Origin of the sequence: Maribacter sp. HS, assembly GCF_048059195.1 — a bacterium.
In the GTDB taxonomy this organism is placed as follows: Bacteria; Bacteroidota; Bacteroidia; order Flavobacteriales; family Flavobacteriaceae; genus Maribacter; species Maribacter dokdonensis.
This window is the reverse complement of sequence record NZ_JAYLVV010000006.1, coordinates 52565-68514: the sequence shown is the minus strand read 5'-3', so window position 1 is coordinate 68514 and position 15950 is coordinate 52565. Positions and strand designations below refer to the sequence as shown.

The 15950-nt window shown below is 36.6% G+C and carries 12 protein-coding genes; 4 read left to right on the top strand and 8 right to left on the bottom strand.

The window, feature by feature from the left end:
• Positions 1–63: 63 nt before the first annotated feature.
• The 4 genes from VBZ51_RS15205 to VBZ51_RS15190 all read right to left on the bottom strand — a co-directional run bounded on the left by VBZ51_RS15205 (position 64) and on the right by VBZ51_RS15190 (position 5822).
• Complete coding sequence (locus VBZ51_RS15205; protein ID WP_416577486.1) at positions 64–279, bottom strand: hypothetical protein; 216 nt, start codon at positions 277–279, stop codon at positions 64–66.
• Positions 280–723: 444 nt separating this feature from the next.
• Complete coding sequence (metK, locus tag VBZ51_RS15200; protein WP_416577485.1) at positions 724–1980, bottom strand: methionine adenosyltransferase; 1257 nt, start codon at positions 1978–1980, stop codon at positions 724–726.
• Between the two features lie 262 nt (positions 1981–2242).
• Positions 2243–4924 carry a carboxypeptidase regulatory-like domain-containing protein gene (locus VBZ51_RS15195; protein WP_416577484.1) on the bottom strand — a complete coding sequence of 894 codons (2682 nt, stop codon included), beginning with the start codon at positions 4922–4924 and terminating at the stop codon, positions 2243–2245.
• 40 nt (positions 4925–4964) lie between these two features.
• The gene (locus VBZ51_RS15190) at positions 4965–5822 is read right to left on the bottom strand and encodes a GLPGLI family protein (protein ID WP_416577483.1); all 858 of its coding nucleotides are present in this window, start codon (positions 5820–5822) and stop codon (positions 4965–4967) included.
• 193 nt (positions 5823–6015) lie between these two features.
• Here VBZ51_RS15190 and VBZ51_RS15185 point away from each other — a divergent pair, with 193 nt between their 5' ends.
• From VBZ51_RS15185 to VBZ51_RS15175, 3 genes are read left to right on the top strand one after another with little or no spacing between them, the layout of a single operon-like run.
• Complete coding sequence (locus tag VBZ51_RS15185) at positions 6016–6630, top strand: deoxynucleoside kinase (RefSeq protein WP_058105302.1); 615 nt, start codon at positions 6016–6018, stop codon at positions 6628–6630.
• 26 nt (positions 6631–6656) lie between these two features.
• A complete protein-coding gene (locus VBZ51_RS15180; RefSeq protein ID WP_416577482.1) occupies positions 6657–7631 on the top strand; it encodes an aminodeoxychorismate synthase component I in 975 nt (324 codons plus the stop codon).
• Positions 7615–8214: an aminotransferase class IV gene (locus tag VBZ51_RS15175; RefSeq protein WP_416577481.1), complete on the top strand. Its 600-nt coding sequence runs from the start codon at positions 7615–7617 to the stop codon at positions 8212–8214. The genes VBZ51_RS15180 and VBZ51_RS15175 overlap by 17 nt, the downstream gene beginning before the upstream one ends.
• Before the next feature lie 3 nt (positions 8215–8217).
• On the opposite strand, the gene VBZ51_RS15170 is transcribed toward VBZ51_RS15175, so the two are convergent.
• Positions 8218–9243 carry an App1 family protein gene (locus tag VBZ51_RS15170; protein WP_339633102.1) on the bottom strand — a complete coding sequence of 342 codons (1026 nt, stop codon included), beginning with the start codon at positions 9241–9243 and terminating at the stop codon, positions 8218–8220.
• Positions 9244–9456: 213 nt separating this feature from the next.
• Between VBZ51_RS15170 and VBZ51_RS15165 the strand changes: the two genes are divergently transcribed.
• Positions 9457–10161, top strand: a complete 705-nt coding sequence (locus VBZ51_RS15165) for an energy transducer TonB (protein WP_416577480.1) — start codon at positions 9457–9459, stop codon at positions 10159–10161.
• A 57-nt stretch (positions 10162–10218) separates the two neighbouring features.
• On the opposite strand, the gene VBZ51_RS15160 is transcribed toward VBZ51_RS15165, so the two are convergent.
• From VBZ51_RS15160 to VBZ51_RS15150, 3 genes are all read right to left on the bottom strand, one after another.
• On the bottom strand, positions 10219–12645 hold the full coding sequence (locus VBZ51_RS15160; RefSeq protein WP_416577479.1) for a sodium-translocating pyrophosphatase: 2427 nt from the start codon (positions 12643–12645) through the stop codon (positions 10219–10221).
• A 112-nt stretch (positions 12646–12757) separates the two neighbouring features.
• Entirely contained in the window at positions 12758–13285 is a 528-nt protein-coding gene (locus VBZ51_RS15155) for an inorganic diphosphatase (RefSeq protein WP_058105296.1), read from the bottom strand.
• A gap of 73 nt (positions 13286–13358) precedes the next feature.
• Positions 13359–15860, bottom strand: coding sequence for a DUF5686 family protein (locus VBZ51_RS15150; protein ID WP_416577478.1), 2502 nt, complete (start codon positions 15858–15860; stop codon positions 13359–13361).
• Between the last annotated feature and the right edge of the window lie 90 nt (positions 15861–15950).

Sequence of the window (15950 nt, the reverse complement as noted above, 5' to 3'; positions counted from 1 at the left end):
TTCAATGGTGGTCTCTTTTAGTAGTTGGTCTTTCATTAAAATAGTGTTTAGTTGGATCTAAATTTAATTAGAAAAAGGAATTAATACAACTGTTTCTAAATTTTCTATAGATTTTTCAATTTTAAATTCCGGATTCATTTCTACGGAACGATATTCGTATTTTGAGGTATCTAAAACTACATATTCAGAAATAAGGTCTGTATCTTTTGCACACGATTGCAGGCATATACCAATGAAAAGCGCTAATAGAAATCTGGGCATTTTAAGCATGGCATTCATAGGTTAAGTTTATATTTTATAGGTTTTTTAAAGACAAAGACTCTTTTTAACAATGCGGAATACAAGCAGACATTTGGGACTTCAACCGGTATTTACATGGATAATTTTTTTTACAGTACTAACATATTCTTTATCTTTTAACTTGGCAAAACTTGGGGATTCACCAATAATTACCATATAAATATATGTAATACTTTTCCTACAAAATAGATTTTGTGGTAAAACCATATAATCTTGTTGTGAAGAGGTGTTAATTGGCTTGTATGAATTATTGAGCACCAAAAACAACTGTAAAAACAATCCTTAAAAGCAGCCCAAATATTCTTGATGTTTTTACAATCGCTCCATAAATCAGTGTACAAAAAAATGCCCCGTAAAATACGAGGCATTTTATATTCATTAGATGTGTAAGTACTAACCGTGCAAAACGGTTTCACTTTACTCTTATATGCTAAACGCAGATTTTATCTCTGCTACTTTGTCTAGTTTTTCCCAAGTGAACAATTCCACTTCTTTTTCAATACGACCATTATATGGCGATTCAAAAACCTTGGTAATAGTTCTTGGTTGTTTACCCATATGACCGTAAGCGGCCGTTTCTAAATAAATAGGATTTCTCAACTTCAATCTTTCTTCAATGGCAAAAGGTCTCATATCAAACAACTCAGCCACCTTTCTAGCAATAGCACCATCACTTAACCCAACTTTAGAAGTACCGTAGGTATCTACATAAATAGATGTGGGTTCAACAACACCGATCGCATAACTCACTTGTACCAAAATTTCATCCGCAACACCTGCAGCAACCAAATTTTTTGCCACATGACGTGCCGCATATGCCGCACTACGGTCCACTTTACTTGGATCTTTACCGCTAAAAGCACCACCACCATGAGCTCCTTTACCTCCGTAGGTATCAACAATAATTTTACGGCCCGTTAATCCGGTATCACCATGCGGTCCACCAATTACGAATTTACCTGTTGGGTTAATATGATATTTGATCTGATCATCGAACAATTTTTGGGTCTCTACCGGCAATTGTGCCTTCACCCTTGGAATAAGAATTGATATAATATCAGACTTTATTTTCGCTAACATTTTTTCATCATCGGCATCAAAAGCATCATGCTGTGTGGAAACTACAATAGTATCTATACGCTGTGGCTCATTGGCATCTGAATATTCCAAAGTAACCTGAGCTTTAGCATCTGGCCTTAAATATGAAATCTCTTTACCCTCTCTACGCAGTTCTGCCAGGGTATGCAGAATCTTGTGTGAAATATCTAACGCCAAAGGCATGTAATTTTCGGTCTCACTGGTTGCATAGCCAAACATCATACCTTGATCACCAGCCCCTTGCTCTTCCTTTGCTCCACGGTCTACACCTTGGTTAATGTCTTGAGACTGCTCATGGATCAATGAAATAACTCCACAAGAATCTCCGCTAAACTGGTATTCACCCTTGGTATATCCTATTTTATTGATGACTTCACGGGCAATGTTCTGTACATCTAAATAGGTATCACTTTTTACCTCTCCCGCTAAAACTACCTGGCCGGTAGTTACCAAGGTCTCACAAGCAACTTTACTTTCTGGGTCAAAAGCAAGAAAATGATCTAATAAGGCGTCACTGATCTGATCCGCAACTTTATCCGGATGGCCTTCACTAACAGATTCTGATGTAAATAAATATGGCATAACAAACTTTTTATTCTATGGAGGGATTTGTATGAATGCCGAAAAGAAGTATGATGCGATAGGTATCTACATCAACTGCTTTAGCATTTTTTTCGCTTTATACCCTAAGGCTAAAACAGAGGTTGCAATCAGTCAAATCCCTCCTCTTTTTTTTAATTCAGATGCAAAAATAGAAAAAATGTTCTGTTCCTTATCTTAATATGATGTTATTTATTGACCCAATTAAAATTAAGGCTCTTTATCCTGCTAGAATCATCAAATATTATATATCATATTTTACAGAAAATAGCACATACCTAGGTTGTACAAAATACGCCTGTGTACTAAAGTAAAGTTCATTGGTACTATCCCTATTCAATGTAGTGGTATTCAATAAATTGGTTCCCTTAATACCATATTCCCAACGGCTATCTTTCTTTTGATAGGTTAAATTAGACTCTAAAAAACTATAGGTATTGGTTATGGTATCTTCCTTATCCGTATAATTATAATAATCATAATCTACGGTGAAAATAAAGTTCTTTAAAAAACTGGCATCAAAACGGGCATAGGGTCTGCTGGTATAAAACGTAGTTTCCAAATCACCATTTTCATAATTATTTACGGTGTACCTATACCCCAACTCCAAGTTAGTGGCATTTTTAAAATTCGTGGAAAGCGCGCCCGTATAATTCTGTGTCAAAGAATTTGAGGTTCGCTGCTCATCATCAACAAGGTTATTGGTGGTAGACCAACCTAAATTACCTTGTACAGATGCCTTTATCTTACCAAAAGTACGCTCATATTTTCCGTTTGCCGTAAAAGATTCATCATCGAAATTAGAGTTGATGGTACTACTGACCCTGTTGATACCAACAATGTTCACTCCGCTTTTTAAGGCGTCTATTCGTTTAGTGTATGCCACGTTGGCAAAAATATTTGTGAAGTTGAACATATTGAAACTGAAAAAATTCAACGACACATTATGATTCAACGCACTTTCCAGATCCCGGTTACCACTGTACAGGGAATTATAGTTGTTCAACACATAACCCTGAGCAAAATTGCTGACATCTGTAAACGAACGGGTTACTTGATAATTAAATCGTAAGTTTTCTGACTTTTTAAGCTGGGCGTTTATATATACATCTGGCAACAATGACGTTAAATTATCCTTGACCACACTACCCAATTGCTCATTTTTTACATTAAACTGATGTAAGGTAATACCCGGGTTAAACGTGAAAATTCCAGAAATAACTTTATAGTGTAAGCCGGCATAAACATCTGAAACATGAAAGGCAACGTCATTACCAAAATCATTGCCATTCAAATTTAAAACATCTTCATTATCTAAAATCTGAAATATGTTCGAATTAAAGTTTTGATTGCTCTGTGTGGTACCCAAAGTCAAATTAATATTACTTTTACTACCCAGAACCCTGTAATAATCCACTTTTGCGTCTACCTTATTGGTGACTACTTGTTTTGCCTGATTAATGTTATACAACTCTTGGTTCTCATCTACCGGAAAAATATCTACAAAAGCAAACTCATTTCTAATTGCTTCATAAAATGGATCTTCATCTTGATACAAATATTGCGCCTCTACGGCAAAAATATTCTTATCGCTCAAAGTATAGTAAATGTTCAGATTTTGATTTACCGATAACGGTTTTTGTTTCTTCACCTCTGCGATCTCATCCGTTATAGATGAAATAGACAGAACGTTTACTTCTTCAGTATCATAAGATTGTTTTAATAATGCGTCATAATCTAACTGAAAACTATCATTTGGCTGATATTTGGCACTTAATTTAGCCAGACCCAAATGTATTGTTTGATCTGTATTTGATGTAGTACTTTCCACATCATTACTGGCTATGTAAGATGTAACTCCTTCTGATTTTAAAATGGTACCGGTGTACGAATAAATACCGAAGCCACTTAAATCTAAACCCTCCATGGGTGCATAGCTAAAATTTGCGGCGGCAAATTTTGTGTCAATATCATTTGCCCTATTATTCTGGGTAGACGAAAGCCCTAAGCCATCTGCCCCCGTAGAAATAGAACTACCTCCTCTTGAATTTAGATTTCTGAATCCTCCGGTAAAATTCCTATAATCATTACGGGTAAAAGGTACTTCACCAATATTATTAAGGTCTGTGATAATATTGATACTGTATTTAGGACTGTAATAAAACAATTTCGGATGGGCCAAATACCTATCATCTGGACCATAACCGGCAGTTAACTCCCCAAACCAAAAATTCTTCTTCCCTTCTTTTAGTTTAATATTCAAGGCCACATTATCATCGTCATTGGTGAGTCCCTTCATTTGTGAAACCTCATTAAAATTACGCAACACCTCTACCTTACTCAAAGCATTGGCTGGAATATTTTCTACCGCCAATTTACTATCGCCATCAAAAAAGTCTTTGCCCTCTACCATGACCTTGCTCACGGTCTTACCTTCTACCTCAATTTGGCCGTCATCGTTAATTTCAATACCGGGAAGGTTCTCAAGTACATCTTTTAATTTTTTTTCGGTACCGGATACGAAGGCATCCGTATCATACACAATAGTATCCCCTTTTACCGAAACCGGCATTTCATAAGTAACATCTACCTCATCTAATTGTGCCGCTTGCTCTTGTAAAACAATATCCTTTATCGCATCATTCTGCCCAGCGGTAAAAGTAAACGACTCCGGTTTAAAACCAAGATAACTCACTTTAACCGTGTATTGCTCACCAGTTTTCAACTTCAATTTAAACAGCCCTGCATGGTTGGTTATGCCGTAAGACTCCAAACCCTGTGTAGCCGTGTTGATCGCAATGACGTTGGCCATATCTACACCAACCCCTAAACTATCCTTAACCGTACCGGACAATGAAATTTCTTGGGCCAAGGCAACAGTAGACGTCACCACTAGCACTAGTGTTAAAAGCACTTTGTTTCTCATGTAAAAGGTATAAATTGAAATGAATTAAAAAGCACTTTTATTAGTTTGGCCTACCGCCACCACGACCACCTCTATTCCTGAAATTCTCTCGCATTTCTTTCATCTTTTCTTGAGAAATTTCATCATACTCTGCCTGGCTGACCTTTTTTCCTTTGCTAGGTGCTTTTATTTCCATTTTCTCAGAAGGATTCATTGTAATCTCCGAACACACAATTGTGGTGATATCATCGTTCACCGCCAATATTAACCCCGGCAAACCCCAATACAGGCCAGGACCTTGATTTATAGGGATTTCAGGAGTATACCACGCAACGATCTCTACTTCTTTAATGGTAAATTCAGCTTCTTTCTCCTTCTCTTCATTATCTTGCCCACCTCTACCCGGTCTTCTAAAAATGGCACTCATATTGGGTCGCTTTATAGTCTTTGTTGCCGTTGCCTTGAACGCCGTATAATTTCCTATTTTTCTAGACTCGCTACCCATTTTCCACTCCAAGGTCTCTAACTCATCATCGATCAAGAAAATCTTTCCTAAAAGCTCGTTCTTTATCAAATACCTTTGCTCTTTTATATTTTTATATAAATCGCCATCTGTACCGGCCATAGCTCCAAACCGCGGTCCACGACCACCACCTCTTTCTCCAGGTTGCTCTAATTTCTCCTCTTCTTTATAAATAGATGCTGTTTTATCAAAGCTGAGTATAAAGGTTTTCTCGTTTGCCTTTTTAATACGCTCCATCATCTCCTTTTTTCGGTCCTCTGGTATATTTCGGTTTCCAAAATCAAAATTTACCTGAGTTTTACTCTGGTATACCGCTTTTCCTTGAAAATCCTGTGCATGCAAGTTTATGCCCATACAAAGAATTATAAAACTCAAAAACCACTTATATATCTTCATGTGTACGTATTAGAATGCTTGTATGACACCAATTTTGGCTTTTGGTTTAATTGAAGTATGTTAATAATTACGTTGCTTTCATTTTTTTTATGCCATACAACAAATATGTTTTTACTTCCTGTTGTTATCTTGTATCTTGTACCATCGAATTCTTCTTGGGAACAAGAACACAACCATTAATCAATTTAATTCTATGCACATAGCAGTTGCCGGAAATATCGGTGCAGGAAAAACGACCCTAACCAGATTACTTGCAAAACATTATAATTGGGAAGCTCATTTTGAAGATGTAGTAGAGAACCCTTATTTAGATGATTTTTATAATCAAATGGAACGTTGGAGCTTTAACCTCCAGATTTACTTTTTAAATAGTAGATACCGCCAAATTTTACAGATCAAGGAAAGCGGTAAAGAAATTATACAGGATAGGACCATTTACGAGGATGCACATATTTTTGCGCCCAACTTACACGCTATGGGCCTTATGACCAATAGGGATTTTCAAAATTACTCTAGTTTATTTGATCTAATGGAAAGCCTGGTAGACCCACCAGACCTTCTAATTTACCTACGCAGCTCTATACCTAATTTGGTAAAACAAATTCATAAGAGAGGCAGGGAATATGAAAATACCATTTCCATTGACTATTTGAGCAGGTTGAACGAACGTTACGAAGCTTGGATACATGGCTACAACAAAGGCAATTTATTGATCATTGATGTAGATGATTTGGATTTTGTGGACAACCCTGAAGATTTAGGAAGTATTCTCAATAAAATTGACGCTCAAATCAACGGTCTATTTTAGGTTCATTTTTGCAAAGCCCGAAACCATTGGAAAATTTTGAACATAAAGTTACCCGCTTTCTTCAAGATGGAGTTCCCTTTTTATTTATCATAGATTTTGACAAAACAACGAAACAGGTTTTTACGTATGAAGAAGCTGCTAACGAAAATATCATTTTCAATATAAAGGGTAACGGTAATGATGTAAATCTAGCTACTTCATCTTTAGAAAAATTAAATTTTGACCTAAAACCAACATTGGTTTCAGAAGAAATTTACAAGCATGCTTTTTCATCAGTAAAACATGAGTTAAAAACAGGTAATAGCTTTTTATTAAACCTTACCTTTCCAACGGCGCTTGACACCCCGTTAGAATTAAAGGAGATTTACCAAAAAGCGCATGCGCCATATAAGCTTTTATATAAAGATAAATTTGTTGTTTTTTCACCTGAGTGTTATCTTAAAATAAAGGAGGACAACATATTCTCTTATCCAATGAAAGGTACGATCAACAGCAATATATCCAATGCCAAAGAGTTGTTGTTATCCAATAAAAAAGAGCTGTACGAGCATAACACCATTGTTGATCTAATTAGAAACGATCTTTCTATGATCGCAAAAAAGGTTAGGGTAAATAAATTTAGGTATGTAGATAAAATTAAAAAAGGAGATCAAGAACTACTACAGACCAGCACGGAAATACAGGGAGAGCTCCCTAAACACTGGAAAGACGAATTTGCCACATTACTATTAAAAACATTACCCGCAGGATCAATTAGTGGAGCTCCTAAAAAGAAAACTTTGGAAATTATCTCAAAGGCAGAAATAACACCACGTGGATTTTACACGGGAATTTTTGGGGTTTTCGACGGACAGCAAATCGATAGTGCGGTCAGCATTCGATTTATTGAAAAAATTAACGATACGCTTTTCTACAAAAGTGGTGGCGGTATAACCCACCTTAGCGAAATGGAAGAAGAATATCACGAACTTTTAGAAAAAATATATGTACCCATTATTTGAATCTGTTTGTATAGAAAATAGTGAAATTAAAAACGAACAATACCACGAAGCTAGATTTAGAGCTTCTTACATGCAACAATATAAAACCCACCCTACCTATTCTTTATTTGATGGTATTCACCTTACCAACTTAGACAATACATTAAAATACAAGTTACGTATTGGCTATAAACAGCACGGTACCCGTTTTTCTATTTCCGAATATGAAAATAGCATAGCCACCTCTCTTCAATTGGTTAATGATGATACTATTTCATACGCCGTTAAAAGAAACAATCGTAAAAAATTGAACAACCTTTTTAAGCTACGTGACCAATGTGATGATGTTTTGATCGTTAAAAACGGATTTATTACCGATGCCTCTTACGCTAACATTCTACTGACCGATGGCGAACATATTGTAACCCCTTCTACCCCTTTACTTGAAGGCACTTGTAGAGCTAGGTTATTAGATGAAAATAAAATAACGGAAAAAAGAATTTCAACGGCCGATTTACAACATTTTAAAAGCTTTCAATTGATCAATGCTCTAAATGATTTTGATGACACCAGATGGAACCCGATCAAGAATATAAAGAATTAAACCTTATATAAATCCGTTTTTCTTGGCGTGCTGTATAGCTTCCTCGGTTTTATTGACCATTAAAAATGGAATATCCTTAAAATCCGCAAAGAGATTTTCTATTCGTGCCATACGTTTGGAATGATTTACGCTACGCAAATAAATAGCTTTTATCCTGCCCGGAAATAGAGTTGATATTTCTTGATAGATATCACCATCTTTTTCACCACTATCACCAATTAAAATAAATGGCAAATTGGGATAAGACATGAGCAAATTGCTGATTTCCTTTTGTTTTTGCGGTTTTTCATCACTCTTCTTTCGCATTTTAAAACTTGCCATACTTCGTAAAAGAACCGGACCTTTAGGGAAATTGTTAGTCTTTAAAAAGAGTTCCAAATACCTGTATAAGTTCCATGGGCTATGGCTTACGTAAAAAATAGGGTTGGCTTCATCTCCAGATTTGCCTAAATGCAATTTTGTATAAAAATCCGAAGCTCCTTCCAATTGAGAACGTTTTGTAGCCCTTTTGAACATGGTATTTATAATAACCTTCCATTTTAAAGAAGATACTACACCGGTATGCAAAATGGTATCATCTATATCACTGATTACCCCAAATTTTGCATTAGCACTGGGTATTAGCATTTCTCCAGGAAACCTGTTCTGTAAAAGAATCTCCCTTTTTAATTTGGTATTACTAAATGACAACTCAAATTTGACCCAACCTTCTTCATTTGCCAAATTTTGCAGTCCTTCAATATTCTCATCAATTAAATAATACCCATCATTATCAGTAATACCTTGCACCGTGTTACCATTTGAAAAAGTAATCTTTATTGGTGCATTTTTAATTTCATCGGTCTCAAAACGTTTCCAGGTATTCTTCATTAAATTGAAAATCCCTTTCTGATCCAAATCGATATTTTCATCTTCAATCGCTCTACCCCTTACATACAAACGAGTAGCACTCCCATACGACTGAAAGTTGATGATCTGAAGTTTATCTTTCTTAAAAATACCCATGGCGTTAAAATTACGGTCTTTCAACAACCTTTAAAATATTTATTTCAAGAATTATCAATTTACCAGCCAATCAAAGCCATTAAACTTTTGAAAATATTTTTTTTAGACCGTTCACTCATTCAAAACAAGGGTTAGCTCATTGCTCATTTTAGCGGCAACACCTATGCTATACTTTTAAACAAGTAAAAGGAAAAATAACCTGTCTTGTTCACACAAGTCAAAAAAAAATGAAAGATTATGAGACCAAAAAAGAATCCACAAAAAGATCTAAACAAAAAAAGCGGAACATTCTTCGTAATAGGACTCTTATTAGTGCTAGCCATGGTATACACCGCCTTAGAATGGAGAACATTTGACCCTATCAACACTATAGATGTAGCCTTAAACAAGGTTGACGATTCTATTGATGAAGATGCTCCTATTTTTGAATTAAAGGCAGCCCCACCGCCAAAACCAAAGGTATTACCTATTGAAATAGAGATCATAGAAGATGATGAACCCATAATCGAAACTGAGGTTATTGCAAGTGAAGTTGATACCGACACGGAAATTGTAGACCCCTCTGATTTTGAAGTTATTGAAGAACCAGAAGAAGTAAAAGTAATTTGGACAACTATTGAAGAGGTTCCTATATTTCCTGGTTGTGAAAGCGCAGAAGACAAACGCGCCTGCTTCAATGAAATGATGCAAAAACACATTCGTAAAAACTTCCGCTACCCAGAGCTAGCTCAAGAAATGGGAATTCAAGGCAGGGTGAATACTCAATTCTTGATCAACAATGACGGTAGTATTGGCGCCATTCAAAAAAGAGGTCCGCACGATGTACTAGAAAAAGAAGCCGTAAGAATTTTATCTAAACTACCTAAAATGACACCAGGTAAACAAAGAGGCTCTGCCGTAAAGGTTTCATTTGCCATACCAATTACATTTAAACTAGAATAGTTTTAAAAACAAAAAAACCATCAGCTAGGCTGATGGTTTTATATATAAAGCGGTAAATTATCGTTTATTGACCTCCACTTTTTCAATAGTTACTTCGGTTGCCGTACCCTTCTTCTCAATGGCAGCCTTTTCAAATGCCTTCAGCTTTTCTTCGACTTCGCTCTTAGTTCCGTTGTAAACAACTTCTTCCGTAACCAATTCCCCATCAACAGTTGTAGCATAAGTCACAATGGCCTCTGCCAATTGTTCACTTTCAACATTCATTTCTATTGTCACTTCTTTTGTATTGTTCACCATAGCAACTCCATCTTCTGTATGTCCGCCTAAGATTGGCGCAATGACCAAGCCGATCAAACAGGTTAATTTAATCAAGATATTCATTGACGGTCCAGAAGTATCTTTAAATGGATCACCGACAGTATCACCAGTTACAGCTGCCTTATGAGCTTCTGAACCTTTATAGGTCATTTCCCCATTAATTTCAACACCGGCTTCAAAAGACTTCTTAGCATTGTCCCAGGCACCACCAGCATTGTTCTGAAAAATTGCCCATAACACTCCGGAAACTGTTACACCGGCCATGTAGCCTCCCAACATTTCCGCAATGGCCAATTTGTTCATTCCGAACAATAATGGAGCAAAAGCAATAACCAATGGAAAACCTATTGTCAACAGACCCGGCAACATCATTTCTTTTAAAGAAGCCTGAGTAGAAATTGCCACACATTTATCATATTCCGGCTTACCCGTACCTTCCATAATACCAGGTATATCCTTAAACTGCCTTCTAACCTCATGTACCATTTCCATAGCAGCCTTACCCACGGCATTCATCGCCAAAGCAGAGAATACTACCGGTACCATACCACCAACGAACAACATTGCCAAAACCGGAGCTTTGAAAATGTTGATGCCATCAATTCCGGTAAACGTAACGTAAGCAGCAAATAAGGCCAAAGAAGTTAACGCTGCGGATGCAATGGCAAAACCTTTACCGGTTGCGGCAGTCGTATTTCCTACAGAATCTAAAATATCGGTTCTTTCCCTCACAATTGGTTCTTGCTCACTCATCTCGGCAATACCCCCTGCATTATCAGATATTGGTCCAAAAGCGTCAATAGCCAACTGCATGGCAGTTGTCGCCATCATTGCAGATGCCGCCAAGGCAACACCGTAAAACCCCGCAAAGGCATATGATGCCCATATTGCACCAGCAAACAAAAGAACAGATGGAAAAGTAGAGATCATACCCGTTGCCAAACCTGCAATAATGTTTGTACCGGCACCTGTACTTGACTGTTGAACTATTTTTAAAATTGGGGATTTACCCAACCCCGTATAATATTCGGTCACCGAAGATATTACGGCACCTACCACCAAACCTACCAAGGTGGCATAGAATACGCGCATAGATGAAATCTCAATTAATCCCTCGCCAAAAAATTCCATTTTCATGGTTTCGGGCAACATCCATGTTACCAAGGCAAAACAAGAAATGGCAACTAAAACAATAGATGTCCAGTTACCAATGTTCAAAGCGCCCATTACCTGAGCTTCTTTAGCCTCATTATCTTTTATTTTAACGAGCATAGTACCAATTATGGATATGATAATTCCAGCACCCGCAATTGCCATTGGCAACAGAATTGGACCAATTCCGCCAAAAGCATCAGAAATACTACCGCCCATATCTTTAATCACATAATTACCCAAAACCATTGCAGCCAGTACCGTTGCCACGTAAGACCCGAACAGATCAGCTCCCATACCGGCAACATCACCAACGTTATCACCCACGTTATCAGCAATAGTAGCCGGGTTCCTAGGGTCATCCTCAGGAATACCTGCTTCTACCTTACCTACCAAATCTGCACCAACATCAGCAGCTTTCGTATAAATACCACCGCCTACACGAGCAAACAATGCAATTGATTCTGCTCCTAAGGAGAAACCTGCAAGAGTTTCCAGCACTATGGTCATATCCATAGTAGATGTCCAAACGCCCCCCATAAAAAACTGAAAAAAGGCAATAAAGAATATGGTAAGTCCCAATACGGCCAAGCCGGCTACACCAAGTCCCATAACCGTACCACCGCCAAAAGAAATTTTTAATGCATTAGGTAAACTCGTACGTGCCGCCTGTGTAGTACGCACATTGGTCTTTGTTGCTATTTTCATTCCAATATTACCTGCATATGCAGAAAATACAGCTCCAAATACAAAGGAGATTACAATTAGCCAATGTGTTGTTGGGACAACAAAAGAAACAATTGCAAGTAAAACACTCACTATAACCACAAAAATTGATAAAAGTTTATATTCTGCACTTAAGAAAGCCAAAGCCCCTTCATAGATATAATCTGATATTTCTTTCATTTTTCCATCTCCGGCATGTTGTTTCAATACCCAAGATCTTTTAATACCCATGTAAATTAGGCCTAGTACTGCCATAAGAATTGGCATGTAAATCATTGTTGACTCCATTTAATCTGTTGTTAGTTGTTAGAAATTTATCTGACTAATGTAGTAAATTAGAATAGAATAAAAAAAGCCACTTTTCTTTATGAAAAGTGGCTTAAATGAAGTGAAATATTATTTATATCATAAAAGTTCGCTTTGCCTTGTGCTCGCTCTTATCATATCTTTCTACACATTCGTGGTAAATTTCAACGGCTTTCTCCGCATTGCTCCACCCACCGGTATCTACTTTTTTCTCCTCTAAATCTTTGTAGACTTGAAAGAAATGCTCAATTTCCTTTAATCTATGTGGGTTTAGGTCACTGATATCATTATTGTTACTCCATATTGGATCAGAAACCGGTACACAGATTATTTTTTCATCTGGTCCTTTTTCATCTGTCATATGGAAAACACCTATAGGTTTTACTTCCATTACCGTCATTGGATAAACAGGTTCCGTACCCATTACCAAAACATCTAATGGATCTTTGTCCAAAGCCAAAGTTTCTGGAATAAATCCGTAATCCCCAGGGTACATCATTGAAGAAAACAACATACGATCAAAACGAATTTTATGTAGATCAAAATCGTATTCATACTTGTTTCTACTTCCTTTCGGAATTTCTATTAAAACATCAAAGGTTAGTCCTTTTTCTGTAGCCATATTTAAAAGTTGTTTAATTTATAGTTTGTATTGAAACGCTGCTTAGTTGTTATAATTGTAAAAATTAGCTGAATTAAAAGACAAATCCAAAAGTTCCTGTTACACCAAACTTTCTAGCATCTGGATTCTCTAAATAGTTTCCCCTAAAATTGAAGTCCAATCTAAATACCTTGAAAATATTTCCAATTCCAAAAGAATACTCATAATATACTTTTTCCGATGGTGCCATTAAAGGTGTATTTACGGTAGCAGGCGCACTCAACGCTATGTTCTCATCAGACAAATCTCCCCACACTCCGCGTATAGCCACTAATTCCCTTAAATTGAACTTTCTTAAAAATGGAATCCTTGAAAAGAACCTTCCATTAAAATTATGTTGCAAATGTACTGCAGCATAGGTATCTGTCACAAATTCATAGAAATCTAAATTTGGAAATGTTCCATAATTAGAGAAAAAGGTCTGGTTACCTGGCACCACACTCAGCAAGCCCAAAGGTACCTCACCAAAGGTTTTACCCAACTCTACCGTACTTAGCAATCTACCAAATCCGCCCAATTGCCAAGGTTGACTATATGAAAATTGTAACTTACTGTAATCAAAATCACTATCAAGAACGCCTTTGGTTCCCTTGGTATAATTCAGTAAAATAGTGCTATAGGTATCATTGACATCCCTTCGCTCAACTCCAAAGCCAATGGTTTTCTTACCCGGGGTATATAATAAAAGAGCATTAAAATCAAACTGTCGTATTTCTGACGAAACACCTGTTGGAGATTCAGGATCTACATAATCTAAACTAAAATCACCGGGCAAAGCAGAACTCAAGGTTCTAAATGTACCACCTACAGAGAGTTTTAAATTGGTTAACGGCTCTATTTCAAAATTCAATGCACTTAGGTTGATATTCGTCAACCTGTTATTAGCACCTACTGTCAATAAAGATGATGATGCTATGCTACGCCCTAAAACATCATTAGTAGCGGTCAAACTAACCCCAAGTTGCTCTATATCTCTTCTATTCCCCCCAGAAATGATCAGTCTACTGTTTTTATCGATGAGCATTTTACCCGCCAAGCCATGTTTGAACTTGTGATCCTTAAACCCATATGCCGTATACCCTTCTATACGCCATAGGTCATTTTGGCCAAAATACGTTCTAGCACCAAGTCTAACCCTAGCACCTTCGGCATTATTGTACCCAAAAAAATCATATACCGAACCCAGGTCCAAATTCCATTTATCGACCTCAACATAACCAGACCCCAATATGCTGACCAGATTATAATAAGTCTTGAATTTTGGCACCGTCTTCAAGGTATCAAGCAATTTATAAATACCCTGTTCGTCCTTATTTAAGCTTTCCAATCTATTTTTTTGCCAAAACTCATCATCCTTGATAATTTGGGTAACATCTAAGGGGTTACGATCTTTTCTATAAGCTTCCTTTGGCTTTGGCTTATTGAATTCGTAATTATCATACACCGTAGTTCTTTTGCCATAAAGTCCTTTAGACTCCTCCTTTTTATTGAAACTAAAGTCGCTCAACATATAATCTCTTTTTAAAAGAAATACAGAGTCGTTGACCACATCGAAATCTTGTTCAATGTAAATTTCTTTTACCCAGTTAATGTTGGCACTTTTGGTTACCTGTAAATTGATGTTCTTAATTGCCCAAGTAGAATCATTTACCCAGAAATCTCCCTTAAAGGTCAATTCATTTTTACGGCGAGGATAGTATACAATATTATAACACCACTTGTTATCAATAAACGCACTGTCCCTTAGCGCATAGTTATAGACATCTACCCCAGTTTTGGACAAAGGACTCGTAAAACTTTTATCGAAAAATTTCAGGTAGTTGTTATAGACATCGTATTCTTGATACAAATCCTTTACAAAAGCTATTATTGCTTGATTATTCTCAAAACCTGAGTTTTTATTCCCTAGAACATCTTCTTTCTCTTCCTTGATCTTATTATCGCCATAGACTTTAGAAAAAGTCTCGTTCAAGAAAATTGGTAAATAGGTTTTACCCGTAATACGTGAGGTATCCAAATCTTGAAAAACAAATTCAAGACCCTTAAACACTTTACTTTTAATTAGGGCGCTGTCAATGGTATTTAAATCAAATTCTACCTTTTCATACTTATCAAAAGCATATTGATCAAATTGGCGAACCCCATTCTGACGTTTTTTTGCCCAGATTTTTCTAAGGATATCGACTGCCGGATTATTCTTTTTAGATTGCTTACCCGATATTAGCACCACCTCATTTAACTGCTCAGCAGCTTCGACCATAATGATTTTCAGGTCATAAGAGACTTTGTTTTTCAATTCAAGCTCATATTCGGTATAACCGATAAAAGATATAATTACCGTATTATAATCATTTTCAGATTCCAAATAGAACCTACCATCATCATTGGTTATGGTACCTTCTGTGGAATTTTTAAAGAACACATTGGCAAAGGATACAGGCTCACCTTGCTCGTCTACAACCATGCCACCAATTTTGGTTTGCCCCTGCAGCATAAAAAAGCTTAGACTTAAGATTATAAAAAATATCCCTCTCATTAAAATACGTAGTTCAATAATATTGTTTTGTGGCAAATAGCATACCAATAAAAAAAGCTTCTCCAGACTTGGTCGGAGAAGCTAAGGTAC

Bases quoted from the DNA above. Each gene is read 5' to 3' on its own strand.
- metK (WP_416577485.1), bottom strand. From the start codon at position 1,980: ATGCCATATTTATTTACATCAGAATCTGTTAGTGAAGGCCATCCGGAT.
- VBZ51_RS15185 (WP_058105302.1), top strand. From the start codon at position 6,016: ATGCACATAGCAGTTGCCGGAAATATCGGTGCAGGAAAAACGACCCTA.
- VBZ51_RS15175 (WP_416577481.1), top strand. From the start codon at position 7,615: ATGTACCCATTATTTGAATCTGTTTGTATAGAAAATAGTGAAATTAAA.
- VBZ51_RS15165 (WP_416577480.1), top strand. From the start codon at position 9,457: ATGAGACCAAAAAAGAATCCACAAAAAGATCTAAACAAAAAAAGCGGA.
- VBZ51_RS15195 (WP_416577484.1), bottom strand. From the start codon at position 4,924: ATGAGAAACAAAGTGCTTTTAACACTAGTGCTAGTGGTGACGTCTACT.
- VBZ51_RS15205 (WP_416577486.1), bottom strand. From the start codon at position 279: ATGAATGCCATGCTTAAAATGCCCAGATTTCTATTAGCGCTTTTCATT.
- VBZ51_RS15150 (WP_416577478.1), bottom strand. From the start codon at position 15,860: ATGAGAGGGATATTTTTTATAATCTTAAGTCTAAGCTTTTTTATGCTG.
- VBZ51_RS15155 (WP_058105296.1), bottom strand. From the start codon at position 13,285: ATGGCTACAGAAAAAGGACTAACCTTTGATGTTTTAATAGAAATTCCG.
- VBZ51_RS15190 (WP_416577483.1), bottom strand. From the start codon at position 5,822: ATGAAGATATATAAGTGGTTTTTGAGTTTTATAATTCTTTGTATGGGC.
- VBZ51_RS15160 (WP_416577479.1), bottom strand. From the start codon at position 12,645: ATGGAGTCAACAATGATTTACATGCCAATTCTTATGGCAGTACTAGGC.